The following is a 22,307-nucleotide window of genomic DNA, read 5'->3' as shown; positions in this document are numbered from 1 at the left end:
AGCTCTCCGTTGGGGCTGGACAAAAACGGCGGGCAGGAAAAAGACACATACAGACAGCCAAGCATCGCCCACCGTGATGCTGTTGGATGGATCAGGCCGGTCTCCGGGCTCATGAGTGGCATTGGATGCCGAGGGTGCGCCTTCCCATATCGCGGGCGATACAGTGGCTTAAGGCACCGTCTTGACTCATTTACCGTTGCGGGGGCAGCGCCGGGATCGTGGCGGCACTGTAGAAAAATGCGCTCACTCACCGGCTTCCCTGTTTCACTCAGTCGACGCGTACGCCACAGAGCACCTGAAACAAGCCGCGAAGGTTAGTGGGTTGGGGGTGGAGCGTCAATTAAAGCCGGACATGCGCGTGAACCATCGAGCCGCTACACGCCTCTACCCTACAGGTATTAAGGAGAAAACCATGCACAAGACCCGACTTGCCCTACTGATCATGGTCGCCGGCACCCTCGCCGCCTGTGGCGAAAGCTCTACCCTGCAAGTGTCCGACGGCACCGGGCCCTCGCCCAAGCTGCCGGAACCGAATAAAACCCTGATCCCCACGGTAAACATCGCCCCGGCCATCGGCTGGCCCGAAGGCGTCAAACCAACTCCGGCCGCGGGCACCCAGGTGGCCGCGTTTGCCGAAGGCCTGGATCACCCGCGCTGGCTGTACGTACTGCCCAATGGCGATGTACTGGTGGCGGAAACCAACGCACCGCCCAAGCCAGACGATGCCAAGGGCATTCGTGGCTGGGTGATGGAAAAAGTCATGGGCCGTGCCGGGGCCGCCGTGCCCAGCCCGAACCGCATCACCCTGCTGCGGGACGCCGACCACGACGGTGTGGCCGAAACCCGCACGGTGTTCCTGGAGCACCTGAACTCGCCGTTCGGCATGACACTGGTGGGCAACGACCTGTATGTGGCCGATTCGGACAAATTGCTGCGCTTCCCTTATCAACCAGGGGAAACCTCGATCAAGGACGCCGGCACCACCGTCACCGACCTGCCAGGCGGCAGCATTAACCATCACTGGACCAAGAACGTGATCGCCAGCAAGGACGGCAGCAAGCTGTACGTCAGCGTAGGCTCCAACAGCAACGTGGGGGAAAACGGCCTGGAAGCGGAGCAAGGCCGCGCCGCGATCTGGGAAGTGGACCGCGCCACCGGCCAGCACCGCATCTTCGCCTCCGGCCTGCGCAACCCCAACGGCATGGCCTGGGAACCGCAAAGCGGCAAGCTATGGACGGCAGTCAACGAGCGCGATGAAATCGGCAGCGACCTGGTGCCGGACTACATCACCTCGGTCAAGGATGGCGCCTTCTACGGCTGGCCATTCAGTTACTACGGGCAGCACGTGGATGGGCGCGTGAGTCCGCAGAACCCGGAGCTGGTGGCCAAGGCGATTGCACCGGACTACGCGGTGGGTCCGCACACAGCTTCCTTGGGACTGACCTTTGCCGAGGGCAGCAAGTTACCGGCGCAGTTCAGCCATGGCGCGTTTATCGGCCAACATGGTTCGTGGAACCGCAAGCCCCACAGTGGCTACAAGGTGATCTTCGTGCCGTTTGAAGGCGGCAAACCGAAAGGCCAGCCGGTGGATGTGCTGACCGGCTTCCTCAACAGCGATGAGAAAGCCATGGGCCGTCCGGTCGGCGTGGTGATCGACAAGCAGGGGGATTTGCTGGTGGCGGATGACGTGGGGAACAAGGTGTGGCGAGTGTCGGCGGCTAAATAGCCAACTTCGCAAACACCGCAAAACAAATGTGGGAGCGGGCTTGCTCGCGAATACGGTGGATCAGCCGACAACCAGGTGACTGACACACTGCATTCGCGAGCAAGCCCGCTCCCACATTTGGTTTCGTGTTTTCCTAGGGGTTTCGTGCCAGGTGCTCGGCCGGCAACACGCGCTTGGCGCTCAGGTAGGCGTTCTGCCAATAGGCCTTGGACAATGTGTCCAGCTTCACCGTACCGCCGGTTTGCGGCGCATGCACAAAGCGCCCTTCACCTACGTAGATCCCGGCGTGGCTGACCTGCGAGCCGCCGCCGGTGGCGAAGAAGATCAGGTCGCCGGTCTGCAGGTTGTTTTCGCTCACGTCCTGGGCGCGCATCACGATCAGCTCGCGGGTGGTGCGTGGCAGAGAGATGCCCGCCGCGTCACGGTAGACGAAACCGATCAAGCCACTGCAATCAAACCCCGAGTCCGGCGTGTTGCCGCCCCAACGATAAGGCGTGCCGACCAGGCCCAGCGCACGAAAAAGCACGTCTTCGGCCGCAGGCGAGAAACTTTGGGTGGCGTAGGTGTTGAACACCGGCTTGGGCTTGACGGCCACGGGAGCAGGCGGAGGACGGCTTGCGCAGGCGCTGAGGAGCGCGGCGCAAACAAGAAGAATTAGGCGGGCCGAGGTCGACATGGGCAGAACAATCCTGATCTGGATGCGGCTTTCGCTGCCGAACGTTGAAAAACAGAACGCGCAAGCAAAGCTCGCGCGATCGATTTACAACAATGTCCAGGGATTCTAGCGCTTACACGTCAAACTTCAAGTATCACTTTAACTTTACTTGCTAGCGGTAACGGTAGTCGGGGCCATCGCCAGGGCGCGCTTGGCTTCGATGAAGGTTTTGCTCCAGTAGCTGTCGCCCAGGTTGTCGACTCGCACACCACCGCTGCGGCGGCTGCTGGAGTGGATAAACTGGTTGTCGCCCAGGTAGATACCGGCGTGACTGACGCGACCACGGCCAGCCGTACTAAAGAAAAGCAGATCACCGGGCTTGAGGTTGTTTCGTGCGACCAACGGTGCATCCACGTTGATCATTTCGCGGGTGGAGCGCGGCAGATTCATGCCAGCTTCCTCGCGGAACAGGTAGCCGATGAAACCGCTGCAGTCGAAACCGGCTTCAGAGGTACCGCCGAAACGGTAACGGGTACCGATCAGGGACATGCCGCGTTCGAGAATGCTGTCGGCCAGAACTGGAAGCTGGTAAGGCTTGGCGCCGGCGAAGTCGGCGAGTTCTTTTTCAGTTGCGATCTCTTCCTGATAAACAGTGGAAGACTGCGACGCAACGAATTTTGCCTGGGACTGCTGTACTGGTTTTTGCTGCTCAGCCACGTTTTGAGTGTGGGTGGCGCAACCAAACAACAGGGTAACGAGTGCGAGAGGCACGAGGGGTGCGAAGCGATTTAGCATGGGCACGACCGTGGCTGATGTGTAAAGAAGCCGAGACTATGCCTTCTATCACATCCATTTGCAAATTCAATCGTGATCTATGTGACTTCTTGTTCGGACTATGACATCTAAGCCCTTAACACCCCATGGACCCCATTTGCGTGGCCAAAACGGCCCAAACGCGGGTTTTCTGACGCCTGGAATTTGCCGAAAGCCCCGATTTTAAAGGGCTGGCTACCAGCCGAGGGTTTCTTTAAGGAAGGGAATGGTCAGCTTGCGCTGGGCCTGCAAGGAGGCCTGATCGAGCTGTTCGAGCAAGTCGAACAGTGCACTCATGCTGCGGGTGCCACGGGTGAGGATAAAATGCCCGACTTCATCCGTCAGGTGCAATCCACGGCGGGAAGCACGCAGTTGCAGGGCACGCAATTTGTCTTCGTCGGACAATGGGCGCATCTGGAAAATCAGCGCCAGGGTCAGACGTGACTTCAAGTCCGCCAGCTTCACCGGCAGCTCACGTGGCGAGGTGGACGCAGCAATCAACAAACGCCGGCCGCTGTCCCGCAAGCGGTTGAACAGATGGAACAGCGCCTCTTCCCAATCCGCCCGCCCCGCTACCGCCTGCAAATCATCCAGGCACACCAGTTCGTATTGTTCAAGGTTGTCGAGGATCTCGATACCGCGATCCAGCAGCTCCGCCAGCGGCAGGTACACCGCCGGTTCACCCATCTGTTCGAAGCGCAGGCAAGCGGCCTGTAACAAGTGGGTACGCCCCACGCCGTCCTTGCCCCAGAGGTAGATCAGGCTTTCGGTCCACCCGGCGTCGGCTTCGCAGAGCCGCTCGACATAGCCGAGTGCAGCGGCATTGGCGCCTGGGTAGTAATTGATAAAGGTGGCGTCGTCACGCAGACGCACACCTAGGGGCAGCTGAATCGGTTTCATGCTGACTGAACGGTTCCAATCGAACCGTTAGTGACCTCTGTGTAAAGTTTGCAAAGTTTATACCCGTGACGCCGGGCGCACAATGCAGCAGACCACAAGCAAAATCAAAGGTTTGCGTTAACTTGTTGGATTTGGTGAAGATTGTTTGACGCAATGGCGAAACGCCAGAGCCGATAAATGACAAACCCGGCCTTGAGCCGGGTTTGTGATGCTGCGGTTATAACTCCGGATCCTCGACCCCGGCGTACATGTCCGAGTCCTTGTACAGGTCGTGCACATGGCGCACCAACACCATGATCACCGCCGCCACCGGCAGCGCCAGCAGGATCCCGGTGAAGCCGAACAGCTCGCCGCCCGCCAGGATCGCAAAGATCACTGCCACCGGGTGCAGACCGATCCGGTCACCCACCAGCAACGGCGTCAGCACCATGCCTTCCAGGGCCTGGCCGACCATGAACACCGCGACAATCCCGAGCATCGGGTACAGGTCGCCGTGGAACTGGAACAATCCGGCCACCAGCGCCGCGCCGATACCAATCACAAAACCCATATACGGCACGATGGCCGCCAGCCCGGCGATCAAGCCGATCAACAATCCCAGCTCCAGGCCGATAGCCATCAGCCCCGCCGCGTAGATGATCCCCAGCGCCAGCATCACCAGCAACTGGCCACGGACGAAGGCGCCGAGCACCTCATGACATTCCTCGGCCAGGGAGACGATGCGCTCCTCACGGTCGCGCGGCAGCAGGCCGCGGATCTTGGCCATCATGATGTCCCAGTCCCGCAGCAAGTAGAACGCCACGACCGGGATCAGCACGAGGTTGGTCAGCCAGCCAATCAGCGCCAGGCTTGAAGCCGTGGCCTGGCTCAACACCACGCCGACGATGTCAGTGGTCTGGCCCATGTGCTCACTGATGGCGGCCTTGACCTTGTCGAACTTCCAGAAGCCGTCTGCCAGCCCCAGTTTGGCCTGCGCCCACGGCATGGCCGTGTGTTGCAGCCAGTCGAGCATTTGCGGCGCCAGTTCATAGAGCTTGAACAACTGCTTGGCCAGCATCGGCACCAGCACCAGCACCAGCGCCGTGATGATCAAGGTGAACAACGCAAACACCGCCACCACGCCCCAGGTACGTGACAGCCCGATCTTTTCCAGACGATCCACCACGGGATCGAACAGATAGGCCAGCAGCAACGCGACCAGAAACGGCGTCAGGATCGAATGCAGCAGGAACACAAAAACGCACAGCAGGACGACCCCGCCAATCCACACCCAACGACGCGTATCCGCCATAAACCCTTCCCTCTGTTATTTGCTTCCTGCTTCTATATAAGAAGGAAGGTTTACCAATGAAAACGTAGTTGCGGCGTCGGCTCGACCGGCGCCGGTTGTGCACCTTCCACCACCGGCTGCGGAGCCGGCGCTTCACCCGCCGGGATTTCCTGCAACTTGGCCAGGCTCAACTGGGTGCGCAACTGCTCGGCGCTGCCATTTACACGATAGACGATGCGAGTGCCATCCACCCGCACCGGCTGGGCACCGAACGGCTCCAACAGATGCCCCAGGGCGGCGTAATGCTCCAGGTTCATGCCCTGCACTTCCAGCAACTGATCGCTGATGGCAGCGCCGGCCTTGACCGCAAAGCGCGGGGCCAGGCGTTCGCTGACGGCCAGCAGCACGGCGTCGGCCAGCGCGGCGGTGTCAGTACCGGTGGCGGTGCCCTGCTCACTTTTATCGCCCAACCACAGGCGCCACTTGGCCGACCATTGGCCACCGTCTTCGCGGGCATGCACCGCCAGCAAGGCGTCGGCGCCATAACGTTCGGACGCGGCACGCAGTGGCGTGGCGTCGGGGCTTTCAAGATTCGGAGCGGTGGCGACGATTTGTTCGTCCAAATCACCCAACGGCAGGCGCAGCGGCAAGCCACGGTGCTGGGCCGCGCGGCGCAACGGCTGGGCGACGGCTTGGCCATCGCCTACCAGGCTGCTGCCGTCGACGGAGTCGTTCAGCCACCAACCAAGGATCGACGGCCGATTGCTGCCCCACAGCGCCAGGCCTGCGCCACGCAGGGCGCGATCGGTACTGACAGGGTCGAAATCCACCTGCAGGCTTTCGGGAGGGCCTGCGTCGTAGCCGTACTGGCTGATGATTTGCTGCGGGTCCTTACGAATGGCCGCCAGGCCTGGGCCATCGGCGGCCTTGGCGTCGCCGGTCAGGCGGATCACCAGGGTTTGCAGGGCACGCTGGGTAGCCTGGTCACGCTCCTGGGGAGACTGGCTGCTGACTGGCTCCAGCACTTGATAGAGGCCATTGAGGGTTTCGGCATGACTCGCCAGGCTGACCAACGACAAACAGCCCACAAAAAAGTATTTACTCAGACCCATGAAAGAAGATTCCCGAACGGCAAAATAAGCGGTTGGAACAGACCGCGTGAACACTGTTGAGCAAGGCTGTGACCACAGCGACCGGCAAAACATTCACAGGGTCTCGGTAAGTTTTTGTACTGTCATAACGATAGCGAGTTAAAGGCTATACCTTAATACGGCCCGTGACCGACTCGATTAGCGATTTTTTTAACAGCTATTGTCCCTGCCCGTCGGCCCGAGGATGGCCGCTGCCCCTCAAGCCTGATAAAATCGCGCGCCTTCGCAGACCGTCAATGGCAGGCCATGCTGAAACTTCAGGTTTCGGTATACCCGCCGCATTCGGTCGTTACCCCTGAATCCCCCCTAAAGGCCTGGATCATGAGCAAGCAACCCTCCCTGAGCTACAAGGACGCCGGTGTAGACATCGACGCCGGTGAAGCATTGGTCGAACGCATCAAGAGCGTCGCCAAGCGCACTGCGCGCCCCGAAGTCATGGGCGGCCTGGGCGGTTTTGGCGCCCTCTGCGAGATCCCGGCCGGCTACAAGCAGCCTGTATTGGTCTCCGGCACCGACGGTGTGGGCACCAAGCTGCGCCTGGCACTGAACCTGAACAAGCACGACAGCATCGGCATCGACCTGGTTGCCATGTGTGTGAACGATCTGGTGGTGTGCGGCGCCGAGCCACTGTTCTTCCTTGACTACTACGCCACCGGCAAGCTCAACGTCGAGACCGCAACCCAGGTGGTTACCGGCATTGGCGCTGGCTGCGAACTGTCCGGCTGCTCCCTGGTCGGCGGCGAAACCGCTGAAATGCCAGGCATGTACGAAGGCGAAGACTACGACCTGGCCGGTTTCTGCGTCGGCGTTGTCGAAAAATCCGAAATCATCGACGGCTCCAAAGTCGCCGCCGGTGACGCCCTGCTGGCCCTGCCATCGTCCGGCCCGCACTCCAACGGCTACTCGCTGATCCGCAAGATCATCGAAGTGTCCGGCGCCGATATCGAAACCATCCAGCTCGACGGCAAGCCGTTGACCGACCTGCTGATGGCCCCGACCCGCATCTACGTGAAGCCGTTGCTCAAGCTGATCAAGGACACCGGCGCGGTCAAGGCCATGGCCCACATCACCGGTGGCGGCCTGCTGGACAACATCCCGCGCGTACTGCCTAAAGGCGCCCAGGCGATTGTCGACGTGGCCAGCTGGCAGCGCCCGGCGGTCTTCGACTGGCTGCAAGAGAAAGGCAACGTCAACGAAACCGAGATGCACCGCGTGCTGAACTGCGGCGTGGGCATGGTCATCTGCGTGGCTCAAGAGCACGTTGAAACCGCGCTGAACGTCCTGCGTGAAGCCGGCGAGCAGCCTTGGGTCATCGGCCAGATCGCTACCGCCCCAGAAGGCGCTGCCCAGGTTGAACTGAAGAACCTCAAGGCTCATTGATGTCCCAGACCTGTGATGTCGTGGTGCTGCTCTCCGGCACCGGCAGTAACTTGCAGGCCCTGATCGACAGCACGCGTACCGGCGACAGCCCGGTGCGCATCGCTGCGGTGATCTCCAACCGCAGCGACGCCTACGGCCTGCAACGCGCCAGGGACGCGGGTATCGACACCCGCTCCCTGGATCACAAGGCCTTCGAAGGTCGCGAGGCTTTCGACAGCGCCTTGATCAAACTGATCGACGCCTTCAATCCCAAGCTCGTGGTACTGGCCGGCTTCATGCGCATTCTCAGCGCTGACTTCGTGCGCCACTACAACGGGCGACTGCTGAATATCCACCCGTCCCTGCTGCCCAAATACAAAGGGTTACACACCCACCAGCGCGCCCTGGAGGCCGGCGACACCGAGCACGGCTGCAGCGTGCACTTTGTTACCGAGGAACTCGATGGCGGGCCTCTGGTCGTACAGGCAGTAGTTCCGGTAGAGTCTGCGGACTCTGCGCAGACGCTTGCGCAACGGGTTCACACCCAGGAACACAGGATTTACCCGCTGGCTGTTCGCTGGTTCGCTGAGGGGCGGTTGATTCTTGGCGACCACGGTGCATTATTGGACGGTCAGTTACTTGCGGCCAGCGGCCACTTGATTCGAACCTAGGAGACTTTATGCGTCGCGCCCTGCTTTTCGCCTTTGCGCTGTTCGCCTTGCCTGCCGTACAAGCGGCAGACCTTCACCCTTTCTCCGCGAGCTACACCGCCGACTGGAAACAGTTGCCCATGAGTGGTTCGGCAGAACGTAGCCTGACCAAGAATGACAACGGCAGCTGGACCTTGAATTTCAAGGCTTCCATGATGATCGCCAGCCTGACTGAAACCAGCGTGATTCGCTTCGACAAAGATGCCCTGCAGCCGGTGAGCTACACCTTCGAACGCGGCGGCCTCGGCAAGACGAAGAAGATCAACCTCGACTTCGATCAGACGGCCAAGAAAGTCACCGGCTTTGAAAACAAGGACCCGGTCAACGTGGCCCTTCAAAGCGGCATGCTCGATAAGTCGACCTACCAGTTGGCATTGCAGCGCGATGTTGCCGCCGGCAAGAAAAGCATGAGCTACAACGTCGTCGAAGGCACTGATGTCGACACCTACGACTTCCGCGTGATCGGCCCGGAAAAGGTCCAGACCAAAGCCGGCTCCATCGATGCAATCAAGGTCGAGCGCGTGCGTGACCCGACTCAAAGCAAGCGCATTACCCAAATGTGGTTTGCCAAGGACTGGGGCGGCATCCTGGTTGCCCTGCGCCAGGTCGAGACCGACGGCAAGGAATACAACATCATGCTGCAAGACGGTACCGTTGACGGCAAGGCTGTCAAAGGCAGCTGATCCTCAGCCCAGTGAAAGAGCCCCGCGCATGCGGGGCTTTTTTTCGCCTGTCGCCTGACGCCAACATGAAACTTTTGTCATATAACTCAGCGCCCTGCGACGCAATGTCGCGGTTTCCGTGGGCTCGGGCGATTACTGCAAATCCTGTAAAGGTGTGTTGCAATTCCTGGTTATTTACTTAGCAAGCTAACAAATCATATAACAAAGGCCTGCGACGCCTTGCCGCAGATCAACCAGAGATTGGAGCAAGCAGATGACTGTAAAAGTAACTGAACGCGACGATGAACATATGTCCCATGAAGCAGTAGCCCACGGGATTCACATCTGGGATGTACACCAGCAAGACCTGCTGGTCGGCATGTTTCACGACGAGACCGAAGCTCATAATTATAAAAACGAGCTCGAGACCCTTGAGATGAAACGCCAGGCGCAAAGCTCCTGAAACTCTGAAATCCTGTAGATAGCCAGCCCCACGCAGCTGGAGTGTCTATAAACACAAACCCCGCCTTTTGAGCGGGGTTTGTGTTTTTGGGGGTTGGGGTTTTGGGGGTTGGGGTTTTGGGGGCGCTTCGCGCCCCAGCGGGAGCAAGCTCCCTCGCCACAGCAAGCTCACTCACCACAGCAAGCTCCCTCACCACAACAAGCTCCCTGCCACAATGTGGTTTCTAACGCCTTACCACATCAGGTCATCAGGGATCTGGTAGGCGGCGTACGGATCATCCTCATCCGGCACCTGGCTTTCGGTCAGGACGTTCATCTGGACGATACGCTCCGGCGCCCGCTCCTGGATCTTCAGCGCGGCTTCGCGCGGGATCACCTCGTAACCGCCACCGTGATGCACGATCGCCAGGGAGCCGTTGCTCAGCTTGTTACGCATCAGCGTGTTGACCGACAGGCGCTTGACCTTCTTGTCGTCCACGAAGTTGTAGTAGTCCTCAGTGGTCAGCTTGGGCAGGCGCGAAGTTTCGATCAGTTGCTTGACCTGGGCAACACGGGCCTTGGCCTCGGCTTTTTCCTGCTGCTGACGGTTCAGCTCCTGGTCACGCTTGACCTTCTCGGCATGGGCTTCAATGGCCAGGCGCGCCTGGCTATCGTCGGCTGCGACCTGGCCTTTATGCACCAGGCGCTGCTGTTTCTGTTTCTCTTTGCCGACCTGCTTGGCCTGCTTTTGGTTGACCAGGCCTGCTTTGAGCAACTGGTCGCGAAGGGAAATGCTCATGGTGCTTACTCACTTGGGCAACGGCTCAGCCGCAGCTGGACAGATTCTTTTCCTGGCGTTTGGCTTCGCCCCACAGGGCGTCCAACTCTTCGAGGGTGCAATCTTCTATGGATTGGCGTGTGTCGCGCAATGCCTGTTCGATAAATCGGAAACGTCGTTCGAATTTGGCGTTGGCTAAACGCAAGGCCGCTTCCGGGTCGACCTGGAGGTGACGGGCCAGGTTGACCGCCGCAAACAGCAGGTCGCCTACCTCATCCGCGATGGCTACCGGGTCGTTATCGGCCATGGCCTCCAGCACTTCATCCAGCTCTTCGCGTACGTTATCCACCACCGGCAACGCGGCCGGCCAGTCGAACCCCACCTGCCCGGCGCGCTTTTGCAATTTGGCGGCACGGGAAAGCGCGGGCAAGGCTGTGGGCACATCGTCCAGCAAGGACAGTTGCTCCGGTGCGTCGGATTTTTCCTCACGCTCCTCGGCCTTGATCTGCTCCCAGCGTTCCTTGACCTGTGCTTCGCTCAACTGCGGGATGTCCAGCGGCGCATACAAGTCGCCGGTGGGGAACACATGCGGGTGACGGCGAATCAGCTTGCGGGTAATGCTGTCGATCACCCCGGCAAATTCAAAGCGCCCTTCTTCCCGCGCCAGCTGGCTGTAATACACCACCTGGAACAACAGGTCGCCCAGCTCACCTTGCAGGTGATCAAAATCCCCGCGTTCGATGGCATCGGCGACTTCGTAGGCTTCTTCCAGGGTGTGGGGGACGATGGTGGCGTAGGTTTGCTTGATGTCCCACGGGCAACCGTATTGCGGGTCGCGCAGGCGGTTCATCAGGTGCAGCAGGTCTTCAAGTGAATACATCAGTCTCTTTCCGCAGAAGTGGGAACGCTGAAGATCAACTGTGGGAGCGGGCTTGCTCGCGAAGGCGTCGTGTCAGTTGCCTGATAGTTGACAGACGCACCGCCTTCGCGAGCAAGCCCGCTCCCACATTTTAATCCGCGCTCATCCAGCTACTCATGGCGTGCGATTACGCCGGGTCTCAATGATGTTCGGCAGCTGGGAAATACGCCCCAGCAACCGCCCCAACGCGTCCAGCCCCGGAATCTCGATGGTCAGGGACATCAACGCAGTGTTGTCCTCTTTATTCGAGCGGGTGTTGACCGCCAGCACGTTGATCCGCTCATTGAGCAGCACCTGCGACACGTCGCGCAGCAGGCCGGAACGGTCGTAGGCACGGATGACGATGTCCACCGGATAGGTCAACACCGGCACCGGGCCCCAGCTGACCTGGATGATCCGCTCCGGCTCACGCCCGCCCAGTTGCAACACCGAGGCACAGTCCTGGCGGTGAATGCTCACCCCACGTCCCTGGGTGATGTAACCGACGATAGCGTCGCCCGGCAATGGCTGGCAGCAGCCGGCCATTTGCGTCATCAGGTTGCCCACGCCCTGGATCTGGATATCGCCACGCTTGCCCGGCTTGTAGCCGGTGGCTTTACGCGGGATCAGTTCCAGCTGTTCGCTGCCACGTTCCGGCTCAACCAGTTGCTGGGCCAGATTCACCAACTGCGCCAGGCGCAAATCGCCCGCACCGAGGGCGGCAAACATGTCTTCGGCGATCTTCATGTTGGCCTTTTCGGCCAGCTTGTCGAAGTCCACCTGCGGCAGGCCAAGACGCGCCAATTCGCGCTCGAGCAAGGTCTTGCCGGCGGCGACGTTCTGGTCGCGCGCCTGCAATTTGAACCAGTGGACGATCTTCGCCCGCGCCCGGGAGGTGGTGATGTAGCCCAGGTTCGGGTTCAGCCAGTCGCGGCTCGGCGTACCGTGCTTGCTGGTGATGATCTCGACCTGTTCACCGGTCTGCAGGCTGTAGTTGAGCGGCACGATGCGCCCGTTAATCTTCGCGCCACGGCAGTTGTGGCCGATCTCGGTGTGCACGCGGTAGGCAAAATCCAGCGGCGTGGCGCCCTTGGGCAGGTCGATCGCGTGGCCGTCGGGGGTGAAGATGTAGACCCGGTCGGGTTCGATGTCCACCCGCAACTGGTCGGCCAAACCGCCGATGTCGCCCAGCTCTTCATGCCATTCCAGTACCTGGCGCAACCAGGAGATTTTCTCTTCGTACTGGTTGGACCCGGCCTTGACGTCGGTGCCCTTGTAGCGCCAGTGAGCGCATACACCCAGCTCTGCCTCTTCGTGCATCGCATGGGTACGGATCTGCACTTCCAGCACCTTGCCCTCGGGGCCGATCACTGCCGTGTGCAACGAGCGGTAACCGTTTTCCTTGGGGTTGGCGATGTAGTCGTCGAATTCCTTGGGGATGTGCCGCCACAGCGTGTGGACGATACCCAGCGCGGTGTAGCAGTCGCGCATTTCCGGCACCAGCACGCGCACGGCGCGCACGTCATAGATCTGGCTGAAAGCCAGGCCCTTGCGCTGCATTTTGCGCCAGATGGAATAGATGTGTTTGGCCCGGCCGCTGATGTCGGCTTCAACGCCGGTGGCCTGCAACTCCGTGCGCAACTGGCTCATCACGTCGGCGATGAAACGCTCTCGGTCCAGCCGCCGCTCGTGGAGCAGCGTGGCAATCTGTTTGTATTGATCGGGTTCGAGGTAACGGAAGGACAAGTCCTCCAGTTCCCACTTGATATGGCCGATGCCCAGGCGGTGGGCCAGGGGCGCGTAGATGTCGAACACCTCGCGGGCGACGCGGTTGCGCTTTTCGTCGTCGGCGGTTTTCACCGCCCGAATCGCGCAGGTGCGCTCGGCCAGCTTGATCAGCGCGACGCGAACGTCGTCGACCATCGCCACCAGCATCTTGCGCAGGTTTTCCACCTGGCCCTGTGTGCCCAGCACCATGGACTGGCGCGGGCTGAGGCTGGCACTGATCGCCGCCATGCGCAACACGCCGTCGATCAGCTTCGCCACCACGGTGCCGAAACGCTGGCTGACGGTGGGCAGTTGAATATGCCCTTCGCGCACGCCGCGATACAGCACCGCTGCGATCAGTGAATCCTGATCGAGCTTGAGATCGGCGAGGATCTCGGCGATTTCCAACCCGGTGCGAAAGCTTGAAGTGCCTTCGGCCCACAGGTTCTTGGCCGCATTGTCTTGCTGTTCAGACTCACGAGCGAACTCGCAGGCTGCTTTCAAGGCTTCACGGTCCAGTGCCGGGTCGACACTGATGGCATGATCCAGCCATGCCTCGAGATTGATACTGCCGTCGGTGTTGATCGGCTGGTGTGCTCTCACCTGTACCATCTTGCTTACCTTCCCTACGACGCACCTTGAGTGCGTCAAAATCATCGCTGACCTGCTTTACAAAAAAGCTTGTGCACGCTCCCTGGCAGGTCACAGGCCCAGGAGATGCAGGCCAGTCGGATTAAACGGGCGTCCTAGCCCGCTTCAAATAACGCCATGGCCTCGACATGGGCCGTCTGGGGAAACATGTCGAGGATCCCGGCACGTTTTAGCCGGTAGCCTTGCTTGACCAACTCGACCGTGTCCCGCGCCAGCGTTGCCGGATTGCAGGACACATACACCAGGCGATCAGCCCCCAGGGTAGCGAGCTTGCGCACAACCTCCAGGGCACCATCGCGGGGTGGGTCCAAGAGTACCGCAGAAAAGCCCTGTTTGGCCCACTCCGCGTCGGTCAAAGGCTGAGACAAATCGGCCTGAAAAAACTGCACATTATGCAAATTATTGCTGACAGCATTGTGTGCCGCCCGGTCCACCATGGCCTGCACGCCTTCCACCGCCACCACTTCTCGCACTTGGCGGGCCAGCGGCAAGGCGAAGTTGCCCAACCCACAAAACAAATCCAGCACCCGCTCGTCGGGCTTTGGCGCCAGCCATTCCAGGGCCTGGGCGACCATCGCCGCGTTGACCCCGGCGTTGACCTGCACGAAGTCTCCCGGGCGGTACGCCAACTGCAGATCCCACTGTTCCAGACGATAGCCCAAGGCCTGGTCCGGTTCGAAGGGTTGCGGCTGACCCTCTCCATGCAGCCACAATTGCGCCTCATGAAAAGTACAAAATTCCTGCAGGATCGTCAGGTCCGCTTCGGACAAGGGCGCCATGTGTCGCAACAACACGGCGATCGACGACCCGCTGAACAACTCCACATGCCCCAACGCCTGAGGTTTGCTCAAGCGCCGCAGCATGTTTGGCAACCGCTGCATGATCGGTTGCAAGGCCTGTACCAGCACCGGGCAATCGTCGATGGCGACGATGTCCTGGCTGGCCACGGCGCGAAAGCCGACTTCAAGTTTCTTCGCCTTGGCATCCCAGCGCACAGCCACGCGGGCGCGGCGGCGATAGCCGAATTCCGGCCCGCTCAAAGGCGCGGCCCACTCTTGGGGTTCGACACCGGCCACGCGGGATAATTGCTCGGCGAGCATGCGCTGTTTCAGGGCCAGCTGTTCGTCATGGGGCAAGTGTTGCAGGCTGCAACCGCCGCAACGGCCGGCGTGCACACAGGGTGCCGGGCGGCGCAGTTCGCTGGCGGTAAATACGCGCTCGGTGCGGGCCTCGACCACTTTGCCGTGGGCGCCCAACACCCGCGCTTCCACCTCTTCGCCGGCCAAAGCACCCACCACAAACCAGGTGCGGCCTTCAAAGAACACGATGCCACGGCCGTCGTTGGCCAGGCGCTCGATGGTCAGGCGTTGCTTCTTGCCTACGGGAATCTGTGGGGCCCGGCTGCCGCCCGTCGGTTGGAAGCGCAGGCCTCTCTCGTGCTTGGCCATCAGTTGGGCGCGTCGAAAATGCCGGTCGACAGGTAACGGTCGCCACGGTCACAGATGATCGCGACGATCACCGCATTTTCCAACTCTTGGGACAAGCGCAACATTCCGGCCACGGCGCCACCGGACGACACGCCGCAGAAGATACCTTCTTCACGGGCCAGACGGCGGGTGGTGTCTTCGGCTTCACGCTGGGCCATGTCGATGATGCGATCAACCCGAGCGGCGTTGTAGATCTTCGGCAAATACTCTTCGGGCCAACGACGGATCCCCGGGATCGCCGAGCCTTCCATCGGTTGCAGGCCAACGATCTGGATCTCGGGATTCTGCTCCTTGAGGTAGCGCGAGTTGCCCATGATGGTGCCGGTGGTGCCCATCGAACTCACGAAGTGAGTGATGGTGCCCTGGGTCTGGCGCCAGATTTCCGGGCCGGTGGTGGTGTAGTGCGCCTCGGGGTTGTCGCCGTTGGCGAACTGGTCCAGCACCAGGCCACGGCCTTCGGCAGCCATACGCTCGGCGAGGTCGCGAGCACCTTCCATGCCTTCTTCCTGGGTGACCAGGATCAACTCGGCGCCATAGGCGGTCATCGCCGCCTTGCGCTCGGCGCTGCCGTTGTCGGGCATGATCAGGACCATCTTGTAACCCTTGATCGCCGCGGCCATGGCCAGGGCAATCCCGGTATTACCGGAAGTGGCTTCGATCAGGGTGTCGCCGGGCTTGATCTGCCCACGCAACTCGGCGCGGGTGATCATCGACAACGCGGGGCGGTCCTTGACCGAGCCGGCCGGATTGTTCCCTTCGAGCTTGAGCAGCAAGGTATTGCTGGTGTTTCCCGGCAGGCGCTGCAAGCGGACCAGCGGGGTGTTGCCGACGCAATCGGCGATGGTGGGGTACTGCAAGGTCATGGCGTATTCGCAATCCAGACTGCGGGGGCGACCATCATACCGGGAAAGGCCGGCGGGCCATATCACGCAAAGTGTGGTGCTTATCGCTTAATGGAATAAGTCAGGCGGGGCCGTGGTTTCGCTGGAACACTTCATCGCCCATCGCTGCAATTTGTCCGTCGATCAATGCCTCAAACGGTTTCAGCAGCGGCTCGAATGACGTGGGCGCTTCGAGCACCTGCAACGCCTGCACGATGGCCTCCACCGTCGACAATGCCCCGGGCCCCGGCGCCTTGCGCAATCGGTAGCGGGACACGGCGCCCTCCGCCAGCGTCACTCTCGGCAGTGCCGCCAACAACGGGTTGAGGTGCAGCAACTTGCGCGCCTTGCGCCAGGTACCGTCCGGCACTACCAGCAACAACGGTTCGTCGGATGGCGTGTAGGCCTGCAACGGTTGTGCATCCTCGGCAGGGAATAACAATCGCGCCTGATAACCCGGCGGATTCAACAACGCCTGCAAATCCTCAAACACCTCCCCCACCACCAACTGCGCATTCACCAATCCCAGCGCCGCCAACCGCGCGGTATTCAAGGCGTGATTGACCTCGCTCGGATGCTGCAACAGCAACACCCGAGTGCGGCTATCCAGCCGGGGGATCAGCGGGCACAGGCAATGGGCAGTGGGCCGCAGGCAGCGGGGGCATTGGGGTCTGGGCATGGTTTCAGGCCTGGTTGAGCTGGGCTTTAAGTAAATCGCGGAAGGTCTGGATCAGTGGTTCGCGGCTGCGGCCCCGGCGCATGATCATCGAGAACGGCGCCTGGTAGCCAAAGGTCGCCGGCAACAGCACCCGCAAATCCCCCTTGTCGGCCCAGGCCTGGGCGTAGTGTTCCGGCAGGTAGCCGATGTAGGCGCCGGACAGCACCAGGATCAGTTGCGCCTCCATACTTTCCACCGTGGCGGCGCTGTGCTTGAAGCCGTGGCGCGCCAGTTCGGCCTGGCTCCAATAACCACGACCGACCATGCGTTGCTGGGTGATCACTTGCTCCGGGATGCGCCGCTCGTTGAACAACGGGTGGCGGGTGCTGCAATACAGCCAGTGCTGCTCGCGGTACAGCGGCATGTAGATCAGCCCGCTCATGCGGTTGGAGAAGGCACCGATGGCCAGGTCCAGGCGATTGTCCTGTACCCCCAACTGCAATTCGTAAGGGCTCATCACCGACAAATGCAGATGCACCGCCGGGTGTTCCTGGCTGTAGGCGCCGATGACTTCGGCAAACGGCAGGGCTTTGTCGCTGACGGTGGAGTCGAGCACGCCGAGTTTCAGGGTGCCGCGCAACTCGCCTTTCAGCGCAGCGGCGTATTGCTCGAAACCTTCCAGCTCGCCCAGCAGGCGCAGGGTTTCCTGATGGAACAGCTCGCCCTTGCTGGTGAGGCTGAACCCGCCCCGGCCGCGATGGCACAGCACCAGGCCCAACGCGGCTTCCAGCTGGCTCATGTAAGTGCTGATGGCCGAGGTCGACAGGTTGAGTTCGTGCTGGGCATTGGCGAAACCCTGATGCCGCACGACGCTGACGAAGATGCGCAGGAGTTTCAGGTCGGGCAAGGCGTTGGCCATGGGCTCTCCAGAAGCAAACATAAAACCTGTGGGAGCCGAGTTTACCTCAGGCATTAGTTTAGAAAAATCTGAACTAAGTATTTGCCCCTGCCGATTCTTCCCTTCCCGTGCATTTCGCAGAATCGGCCTCTAATAAACACAACGATGAGGCAATCCCGTGGACAAGATTTTCCACCAACCACTGGGCGGCAACGAAATGCCGCGCTTCGCCGGCATCGCCACCATGATGCGTCTTCCCCATCTGCAATCGGCCAAGGGACTGGATGCCGCCTTTGTCGGCGTGCCCCTGGACATCGGCACCTCCCTGCGTGCCGGCACCCGTTTCGGGCCGCGGGAAATCCGCGCTGAGTCGGTGATGATCCGCCCCTACAACATGGCCACCGGCGCCGCGCCGTTTGACTCGCTGTCGGTTGCCGACATCGGCGACGTGGCGATTAACACCTTCAACCTGCTGGACGCCGTGCGCATCATCGAAGAAGCCTACGACGAGATCCTCGAACACAACGTGATCCCGATGACCCTGGGTGGCGACCACACCATCACCCTGCCGATCCTGCGGGCGATCCACAAGAAACACGGCAAGGTCGGGCTGGTGCACATCGATGCCCACGCCGACGTCAACGACCATATGTTCGGCGAGAAAATCGCCCACGGCACCACCTTCCGCCGCGCCGTGGAAGAAGGCTTGCTGGATTGCGACCGCGTGGTGCAAATCGGCCTGCGCGCCCAGGGCTACACCGCCGAAGACTTCAACTGGAGCCGCAAACAAGGCTTCCGTGTGGTCCAGGCCGAAGAATGCTGGCACCACTCCCTGGCCCCCTTGATGGCTGAAGTGCGCGAGAAAGTCGGCGGCGGCCCGGTGTACCTGAGCTTCGACATCGACGGCATCGACCCGGCCTGGGCGCCTGGCACCGGCACCCCGGAAATCGGTGGCTTGACCACGATCCAGGCGATTGAAATCATCCGCGGCTGCCAAGGCCTGGATCTGATTGGTTGCGATCTGGTAGAAGTTTCGCCGCCGTACGACACCACCGGCAATACCTCGCTGCTCGGCGCCAACCTGCTGTACGAAATGCTCTGCGTACTGCCGGGCGTGGCGCACCGCTGATGAGCGCCCAGGCCGAGGTATTAAAAGCCGCGGCCGACCTGGTGTCGGCCTTCGCCCGCAATGATCGCGATGCCTATTTCGGTGCGTTCAGTGCCGACGCCAGCTTCGTGTTCTACACCCTCCCCCAACCGCTGCTGAGTCGCGATGCCTATCAGGTGTTGTGGGACAGCTGGCGCCGGGACGAGGGATTTGAGGTGCTGTCCTGCACCTCAAGCAACGCTTTCGTCAGCCTGCACGGTGACGTCGCGGTATTTGTGCATGACGTGGCCACCGAGCTGCGCATGAACGGGGAGCAATTCTTTAGCCAGGAACGCGAGACCATTGTCTTCAAGCGACAAGGGGATCGCACACAACAAAAAGAAGGCCTGTGGCTGGCCTGTCACGAACATTTGTCCGCTATGCCGGAAGGGCTGCCGCCCCATTAGCCAATGTGATCGGAGCAGATCATGAATAATAAAAACAACGAAAACAGTATTCGCAACATAGAAACCAACGGCGTCGAACAGATCCCGGACCACGAACGTACCGCCGGGCCGAAGGATTTGTTTCGCCTGATTTTCGGCGGTGCCAACACCTTCGCCACTGCGGTGCTGGGGAGCTTTCCGGTGCTGTTTGGCTTGTCGTTCCAGGCCGGCGTCTGGGCGATTGTGCTGGGCGTGTTGGTGGGTGCAGTGATCCTCGCGCCCATGGGCCTGTTCGGTCCGCTCAACGGCACCAATAACGCCGTGTCTTCCGGTGCGCACTTTGGCGTGCACGGGCGGATTGTCGGCTCATTCCTGTCGCTGCTGACCGCGATCGCGTTCTTCTCACTGTCGGTGTGGAGTTCAGGCGATGCGCTGGTGGGCGGTGCGAAACGTCTGGTGGGCTTGCCGGAAACCGACCTGACCCTGGGCCTGGCCTACGGCGTGTTCGCCATTCTCGTGCTGACGGTGTGCATCTACGGCTTTCGCTTCATGCTGTGGGTCAACCGCATTGCAGTCTGGGCGGCGAGCCTGCTGTTCCTGCTGGGCATCTTCGCCTTCGCCCCCGCTTTCGACAGCCACTTCGCCGGCACCGTTGCCCTCGGCCAGGCTGGCTTCTGGGCGGCGTTTATCGGTGCGGCACTGGTGGCCATGAGCAACCCGATTTCCTTCGGGGCATTCCTCGGTGACTGGTCGCGCTACATCCCACGGGAAACCTCGAAGATGCGGATCATGTTGGCGGTGGTGCTCGCACAGATCGCCACCCTGATCCCGTTCCTGTTCGGCCTGGCCACCGCGACCATCGTGGCGGTCAAGGCACCGGACTATATCGCGGCCAACAACTACGTCGGCGGCCTGCTGGCGGTGGCACCGAGCTGGTTTTTCCTGCCGGTGTGCCTGATCGCGGTGATCGGCGGCATGTCCACCGGCACCACCTCGCTGTATGGCACCGGGCTGGACATGTCCAGCGTGTTCCCGCGCCTGCTGTCCCGGGTCAAGGCGACGCTGCTGATCGGGGTGATGTCGATTGCCTTCATCTTTATCGGACGTTTCGCCGCCAACCTGGTGCAGAGCGTGTCGACCTTCGCCGTGCTGATCATCACCTGCACCACGCCGTGGATGGTGATGATGATCATCGGCCTGATCGTGCGCCGGGGCTATTACTGCCCGGACGACCTGCAGGTGTTCACTCGCGGCGAAACCGGCGGGCGCTACTGGTTCAGCCACGGCTGGAACTGGCGCGGCCTGGGGGCCTGGATCCCGAGTGCGCTGGTGGGCCTGTGCTTCGTCAACCTGCCGGGACAGTTTGTCGGGCCGCTGGGCAACCTCGCCGACGGCATCGACATCAGTCTGCCGGTGACGCTGGGCCTGGCCTCGCTGGTGTACCTGACGCTGCTTCGCCTGTTCCCTGAACCGGCTGCCGTCTACGGGCCGACGGTGGCGAGGGAGCCTGCTCCCGTTCGACTGCGCAGCAGTCGCGAGGCCGCCTGATGAATTGCGTGGAATGGATTGGGGCTGCTGCGCAGCCCAGCGGGAGCAAGCTCCCTCGCCACACAGCCCCCTTTAGCCTTACATAAAAAAGATAATCGGAGACCCGCCGTCATGGCCTTAGATCTATTCGTCGTCCTCATCTACGCCGCCGGCATGCTGGTGCTCGGCTACTACGGCATGCGCCGCGCCAAGACCCATGAAGATTACCTGGTGGCCGGCCGCAACCTCGGCCCGACGCTGTACATGGGCACCATGGCCGCCACGGTGTTGGGCGGTGCGTCCACCGTCGGCACCGTACGCCTGGGCTATGTCCATGGCATTTCCGGTTTCTGGCTGTGCGCCGCGCTGGGTGCGGGGATCATTGCGCTGAATCTGTTCCTGGCCAAGCCGCTGCTGAAGCTGAAAATCTTCACCGTGACCCAGGTCCTGGAAAAACGCTACAACCCCATGGCCCGCCAGGCCAGCGCAGTGATCATGCTGGCCTACGCTCTGATGATCGGCGTGACCTCGATCCTCGCCATCGGCACCGTGCTGCAAGTGCTGTTCGACCTGCCATTCTGGATTTCGGTATTGGTAGGCGGCGGCGTGGTGGTGGCGTACTCGACCATCGGCGGCATGTGGTCGCTGACCCTGACCGACATCGTGCAGTTCGTGATCAAGACCGTCGGCCTGATGTTTATCCTGCTGCCGATCTGCCTGTACCGCGTCGGCGGCTGGGATGAACTGGTGGCCAAACTGCCCGCGTCGAATTTCAGCTTCACTGAAATCGGCTGGGACACCATCATCACCTACTTCATGATCTACTTCTTCGGCATCCTGATCGGCCAGGACATCTGGCAACGGGTGTTCACCGCCCGTGACGAAAAGGTCGCCCAGTACGCAGGCACGTTCGCCGGTTTCTACTGCATCCTCTACGGCCTGGCCTGTGCGCTGATCGGCATGGCCGCCCATGTACTGATCCCGGACCTGGACAACGTCAACAACGCGTTCGCCGCCATCGTCAAAGTCTCGTTGCCGGACGGTATCCGCGGCCTGGTGATCGCCGCTGCACTGGCCGCGATGATGTCCACCGCCAGTGCCGGCTTGCTCGCCGCGTCCACCGTCTTGACCGAAGACCTGCTGCCGCGCCTGCGGGGCGGTAAACAGTCGAGCCTGAAGATCAACCGCCTGTTTACCTTGCTGACGGGCGTTGCCGTGCTGGGTATCGCATTGGTGGTGAACGATGTGATCAGCGCGTTGACCCTGGCTTACAACCTGTTGGTGGGCGGTATGTTGATCCCGCTGATCGGCGCGATTTTCTGGAAACGTGCGACGACTTCCGGGGCGATCACCTCCATGACCCTGGGCTTTGTGACCGCACTGGTGTTCATGATCAAGGATGGGTTGGATGCCAACACGCCGATCTACTACAGCCTGGGCGTGGGCCTGGTGAGTTTTGTAGTGGTGAGCTTGCTGTCCCGTCGCCCGGAGGCGGTGGCGGCTCGGGCGATCTGAAAAAACACTTGAAAGAAGCTTTCTTCA

The 22,307-nt window shown here is 61.1% G+C and carries 21 protein-coding genes and 1 riboswitch; of the genes, 9 read left to right on the top strand and 12 right to left on the bottom strand.

What is annotated here, in order from left to right:
* Positions 1-76: 76 nt before the first annotated feature.
* A riboswitch (cobalamin riboswitch) is annotated at positions 77-314 on the bottom strand.
* Between the two features lie 98 nt (positions 315-412).
* Entirely contained in the window at positions 413-1,726 is a 1,314-nt protein-coding gene (locus LIY45_RS01270) for a sorbosone dehydrogenase family protein (RefSeq protein WP_226475059.1), read from the top strand.
* Positions 1,727-1,859: 133 nt separating this feature from the next.
* Here LIY45_RS01270 and LIY45_RS01265 read toward each other — a convergent pair whose 3' ends face one another.
* The 5 genes from LIY45_RS01265 to LIY45_RS01245 all read right to left on the bottom strand — a co-directional run bounded on the left by LIY45_RS01265 (position 1,860) and on the right by LIY45_RS01245 (position 6,476).
* Positions 1,860-2,402: a C40 family peptidase gene (locus LIY45_RS01265; protein ID WP_003210749.1), complete on the bottom strand. Its 543-nt coding sequence runs from the start codon at positions 2,400-2,402 to the stop codon at positions 1,860-1,862.
* A 144-nt stretch (positions 2,403-2,546) separates the two neighbouring features.
* A complete protein-coding gene (locus LIY45_RS01260) occupies positions 2,547-3,176 on the bottom strand; it encodes an NlpC/P60 family protein (RefSeq protein ID WP_003210748.1) in 630 nt (209 codons plus the stop codon).
* Between the two features lie 213 nt (positions 3,177-3,389).
* Positions 3,390-4,094, bottom strand: a complete 705-nt coding sequence (gene hda / locus LIY45_RS01255) for a DnaA regulatory inactivator Hda (RefSeq protein ID WP_010176467.1) — start codon at positions 4,092-4,094, stop codon at positions 3,390-3,392.
* Between the two features lie 217 nt (positions 4,095-4,311).
* Positions 4,312-5,385 carry an AI-2E family transporter gene (locus LIY45_RS01250; protein WP_226475058.1) on the bottom strand — a complete coding sequence of 358 codons (1,074 nt, stop codon included), beginning with the start codon at positions 5,383-5,385 and terminating at the stop codon, positions 4,312-4,314.
* 50 nt (positions 5,386-5,435) lie between these two features.
* Complete coding sequence (locus tag LIY45_RS01245) at positions 5,436-6,476, bottom strand: DUF2066 domain-containing protein (RefSeq protein WP_226475057.1); 1,041 nt, start codon at positions 6,474-6,476, stop codon at positions 5,436-5,438.
* A gap of 360 nt (positions 6,477-6,836) precedes the next feature.
* Between LIY45_RS01245 and purM the strand changes: the two genes are divergently transcribed.
* From purM to LIY45_RS01225, 4 genes are all read left to right on the top strand, one after another.
* Positions 6,837-7,895, top strand: a complete 1,059-nt coding sequence (purM, locus tag LIY45_RS01240) for a phosphoribosylformylglycinamidine cyclo-ligase (RefSeq protein ID WP_063032448.1) — start codon at positions 6,837-6,839, stop codon at positions 7,893-7,895.
* A complete protein-coding gene (gene purN, locus LIY45_RS01235; RefSeq protein WP_226475056.1) occupies positions 7,895-8,545 on the top strand; it encodes a phosphoribosylglycinamide formyltransferase in 651 nt (216 codons plus the stop codon). The genes purM and purN overlap by 1 nt, the downstream gene beginning before the upstream one ends.
* A gap of 8 nt (positions 8,546-8,553) precedes the next feature.
* Entirely contained in the window at positions 8,554-9,267 is a 714-nt protein-coding gene (locus tag LIY45_RS01230; RefSeq protein ID WP_003210742.1) for a DUF3108 domain-containing protein, read from the top strand.
* 253 nt (positions 9,268-9,520) lie between these two features.
* The gene (locus tag LIY45_RS01225; RefSeq protein ID WP_008438187.1) at positions 9,521-9,709 is read left to right on the top strand and encodes a hypothetical protein; all 189 of its coding nucleotides are present in this window, start codon (positions 9,521-9,523) and stop codon (positions 9,707-9,709) included.
* Between the two features lie 231 nt (positions 9,710-9,940).
* Here the strand turns inward: LIY45_RS01225 and LIY45_RS01220 are convergent, their stop codons facing one another.
* From LIY45_RS01220 to LIY45_RS01190, 7 genes are all read right to left on the bottom strand, one after another.
* Positions 9,941-10,486, bottom strand: coding sequence for a DUF2058 domain-containing protein (locus LIY45_RS01220; RefSeq protein WP_017479129.1), 546 nt, complete (start codon positions 10,484-10,486; stop codon positions 9,941-9,943).
* A gap of 25 nt (positions 10,487-10,511) precedes the next feature.
* Positions 10,512-11,345, bottom strand: a complete 834-nt coding sequence (gene mazG / locus LIY45_RS01215; protein ID WP_226475055.1) for a nucleoside triphosphate pyrophosphohydrolase — start codon at positions 11,343-11,345, stop codon at positions 10,512-10,514.
* 153 nt (positions 11,346-11,498) lie between these two features.
* Positions 11,499-13,742, bottom strand: coding sequence for a GTP diphosphokinase (gene relA, locus LIY45_RS01210; protein ID WP_010176475.1), 2,244 nt, complete (start codon positions 13,740-13,742; stop codon positions 11,499-11,501).
* A 134-nt stretch (positions 13,743-13,876) separates the two neighbouring features.
* Entirely contained in the window at positions 13,877-15,229 is a 1,353-nt protein-coding gene (gene rlmD, locus LIY45_RS01205) for a 23S rRNA (uracil(1939)-C(5))-methyltransferase RlmD (protein ID WP_226475054.1), read from the bottom strand.
* Positions 15,229-16,131 (bottom strand): cysteine synthase CysM, encoded by a 903-nt coding sequence (cysM, locus tag LIY45_RS01200; protein WP_017479132.1) that lies wholly within the window; start codon positions 16,129-16,131, stop codon positions 15,229-15,231. Before cysM ends, rlmD begins: the two co-directional genes overlap by 1 nt.
* A gap of 100 nt (positions 16,132-16,231) precedes the next feature.
* Complete coding sequence (locus tag LIY45_RS01195; protein WP_226475053.1) at positions 16,232-16,828, bottom strand: DTW domain-containing protein; 597 nt, start codon at positions 16,826-16,828, stop codon at positions 16,232-16,234.
* Between the two features lie 4 nt (positions 16,829-16,832).
* Complete coding sequence (locus LIY45_RS01190; RefSeq protein ID WP_003210734.1) at positions 16,833-17,726, bottom strand: LysR family transcriptional regulator; 894 nt, start codon at positions 17,724-17,726, stop codon at positions 16,833-16,835.
* A gap of 157 nt (positions 17,727-17,883) precedes the next feature.
* Here LIY45_RS01190 and speB point away from each other — a divergent pair, with 157 nt between their 5' ends.
* From speB to LIY45_RS01170, 4 genes are all read left to right on the top strand, one after another.
* Complete coding sequence (speB, locus tag LIY45_RS01185) at positions 17,884-18,834, top strand: agmatinase (protein WP_003210733.1); 951 nt, start codon at positions 17,884-17,886, stop codon at positions 18,832-18,834.
* Complete coding sequence (locus tag LIY45_RS01180) at positions 18,834-19,259, top strand: nuclear transport factor 2 family protein (protein WP_003210732.1); 426 nt, start codon at positions 18,834-18,836, stop codon at positions 19,257-19,259. The genes speB and LIY45_RS01180 overlap by 1 nt, the downstream gene beginning before the upstream one ends.
* 21 nt (positions 19,260-19,280) lie before the next feature.
* Complete coding sequence (locus LIY45_RS01175) at positions 19,281-20,786, top strand: cytosine permease (protein ID WP_226475052.1); 1,506 nt, start codon at positions 19,281-19,283, stop codon at positions 20,784-20,786.
* A 111-nt stretch (positions 20,787-20,897) separates the two neighbouring features.
* Positions 20,898-22,280, top strand: a complete 1,383-nt coding sequence (locus tag LIY45_RS01170) for a sodium:solute symporter (RefSeq protein WP_226475051.1) — start codon at positions 20,898-20,900, stop codon at positions 22,278-22,280.
* Positions 22,281-22,307: the final 27 nt, after the last annotated feature.

Source organism: Pseudomonas sp. MWU16-30323 (assembly GCF_020515595.1).
Classification (GTDB): domain Bacteria; phylum Pseudomonadota; class Gammaproteobacteria; order Pseudomonadales; family Pseudomonadaceae; genus Aquipseudomonas; species Aquipseudomonas yamanorum.
The sequence above is the reverse complement of the archived record's forward strand: the minus strand, read 5'-3'. Positions and strand labels throughout refer to the sequence as shown.

Bases quoted from the DNA above. Each gene is read 5' to 3' on its own strand.
- hda (WP_010176467.1), bottom strand. From the start codon at position 4,094: ATGAAACCGATTCAGCTGCCCCTAGGTGTGCGTCTGCGTGACGACGCC.
- mazG (WP_226475055.1), bottom strand. From the start codon at position 11,345: ATGTATTCACTTGAAGACCTGCTGCACCTGATGAACCGCCTGCGCGAC.
- rlmD (WP_226475054.1), bottom strand. From the start codon at position 15,229: ATGGCCAAGCACGAGAGAGGCCTGCGCTTCCAACCGACGGGCGGCAGC.
- LIY45_RS01170 (WP_226475051.1), top strand. From the start codon at position 20,898: ATGGCCTTAGATCTATTCGTCGTCCTCATCTACGCCGCCGGCATGCTG.
- LIY45_RS01260 (WP_003210748.1), bottom strand. From the start codon at position 3,176: ATGCTAAATCGCTTCGCACCCCTCGTGCCTCTCGCACTCGTTACCCTG.
- LIY45_RS01175 (WP_226475052.1), top strand. From the start codon at position 19,281: ATGAATAATAAAAACAACGAAAACAGTATTCGCAACATAGAAACCAAC.
- LIY45_RS01265 (WP_003210749.1), bottom strand. From the start codon at position 2,402: ATGTCGACCTCGGCCCGCCTAATTCTTCTTGTTTGCGCCGCGCTCCTC.
- LIY45_RS01225 (WP_008438187.1), top strand. From the start codon at position 9,521: ATGACTGTAAAAGTAACTGAACGCGACGATGAACATATGTCCCATGAA.
- LIY45_RS01220 (WP_017479129.1), bottom strand. From the start codon at position 10,486: ATGAGCATTTCCCTTCGCGACCAGTTGCTCAAAGCAGGCCTGGTCAAC.
- purN (WP_226475056.1), top strand. From the start codon at position 7,895: ATGTCCCAGACCTGTGATGTCGTGGTGCTGCTCTCCGGCACCGGCAGT.
- LIY45_RS01245 (WP_226475057.1), bottom strand. From the start codon at position 6,476: ATGGGTCTGAGTAAATACTTTTTTGTGGGCTGTTTGTCGTTGGTCAGC.
- cysM (WP_017479132.1), bottom strand. From the start codon at position 16,131: ATGACCTTGCAGTACCCCACCATCGCCGATTGCGTCGGCAACACCCCG.
- LIY45_RS01230 (WP_003210742.1), top strand. From the start codon at position 8,554: ATGCGTCGCGCCCTGCTTTTCGCCTTTGCGCTGTTCGCCTTGCCTGCC.
- LIY45_RS01195 (WP_226475053.1), bottom strand. From the start codon at position 16,828: ATGCCCAGACCCCAATGCCCCCGCTGCCTGCGGCCCACTGCCCATTGC.
- LIY45_RS01190 (WP_003210734.1), bottom strand. From the start codon at position 17,726: ATGGCCAACGCCTTGCCCGACCTGAAACTCCTGCGCATCTTCGTCAGC.
- relA (WP_010176475.1), bottom strand. From the start codon at position 13,742: ATGGTACAGGTGAGAGCACACCAGCCGATCAACACCGACGGCAGTATC.
- purM (WP_063032448.1), top strand. From the start codon at position 6,837: ATGAGCAAGCAACCCTCCCTGAGCTACAAGGACGCCGGTGTAGACATC.
- LIY45_RS01270 (WP_226475059.1), top strand. From the start codon at position 413: ATGCACAAGACCCGACTTGCCCTACTGATCATGGTCGCCGGCACCCTC.
- LIY45_RS01180 (WP_003210732.1), top strand. From the start codon at position 18,834: ATGAGCGCCCAGGCCGAGGTATTAAAAGCCGCGGCCGACCTGGTGTCG.
- LIY45_RS01250 (WP_226475058.1), bottom strand. From the start codon at position 5,385: ATGGCGGATACGCGTCGTTGGGTGTGGATTGGCGGGGTCGTCCTGCTG.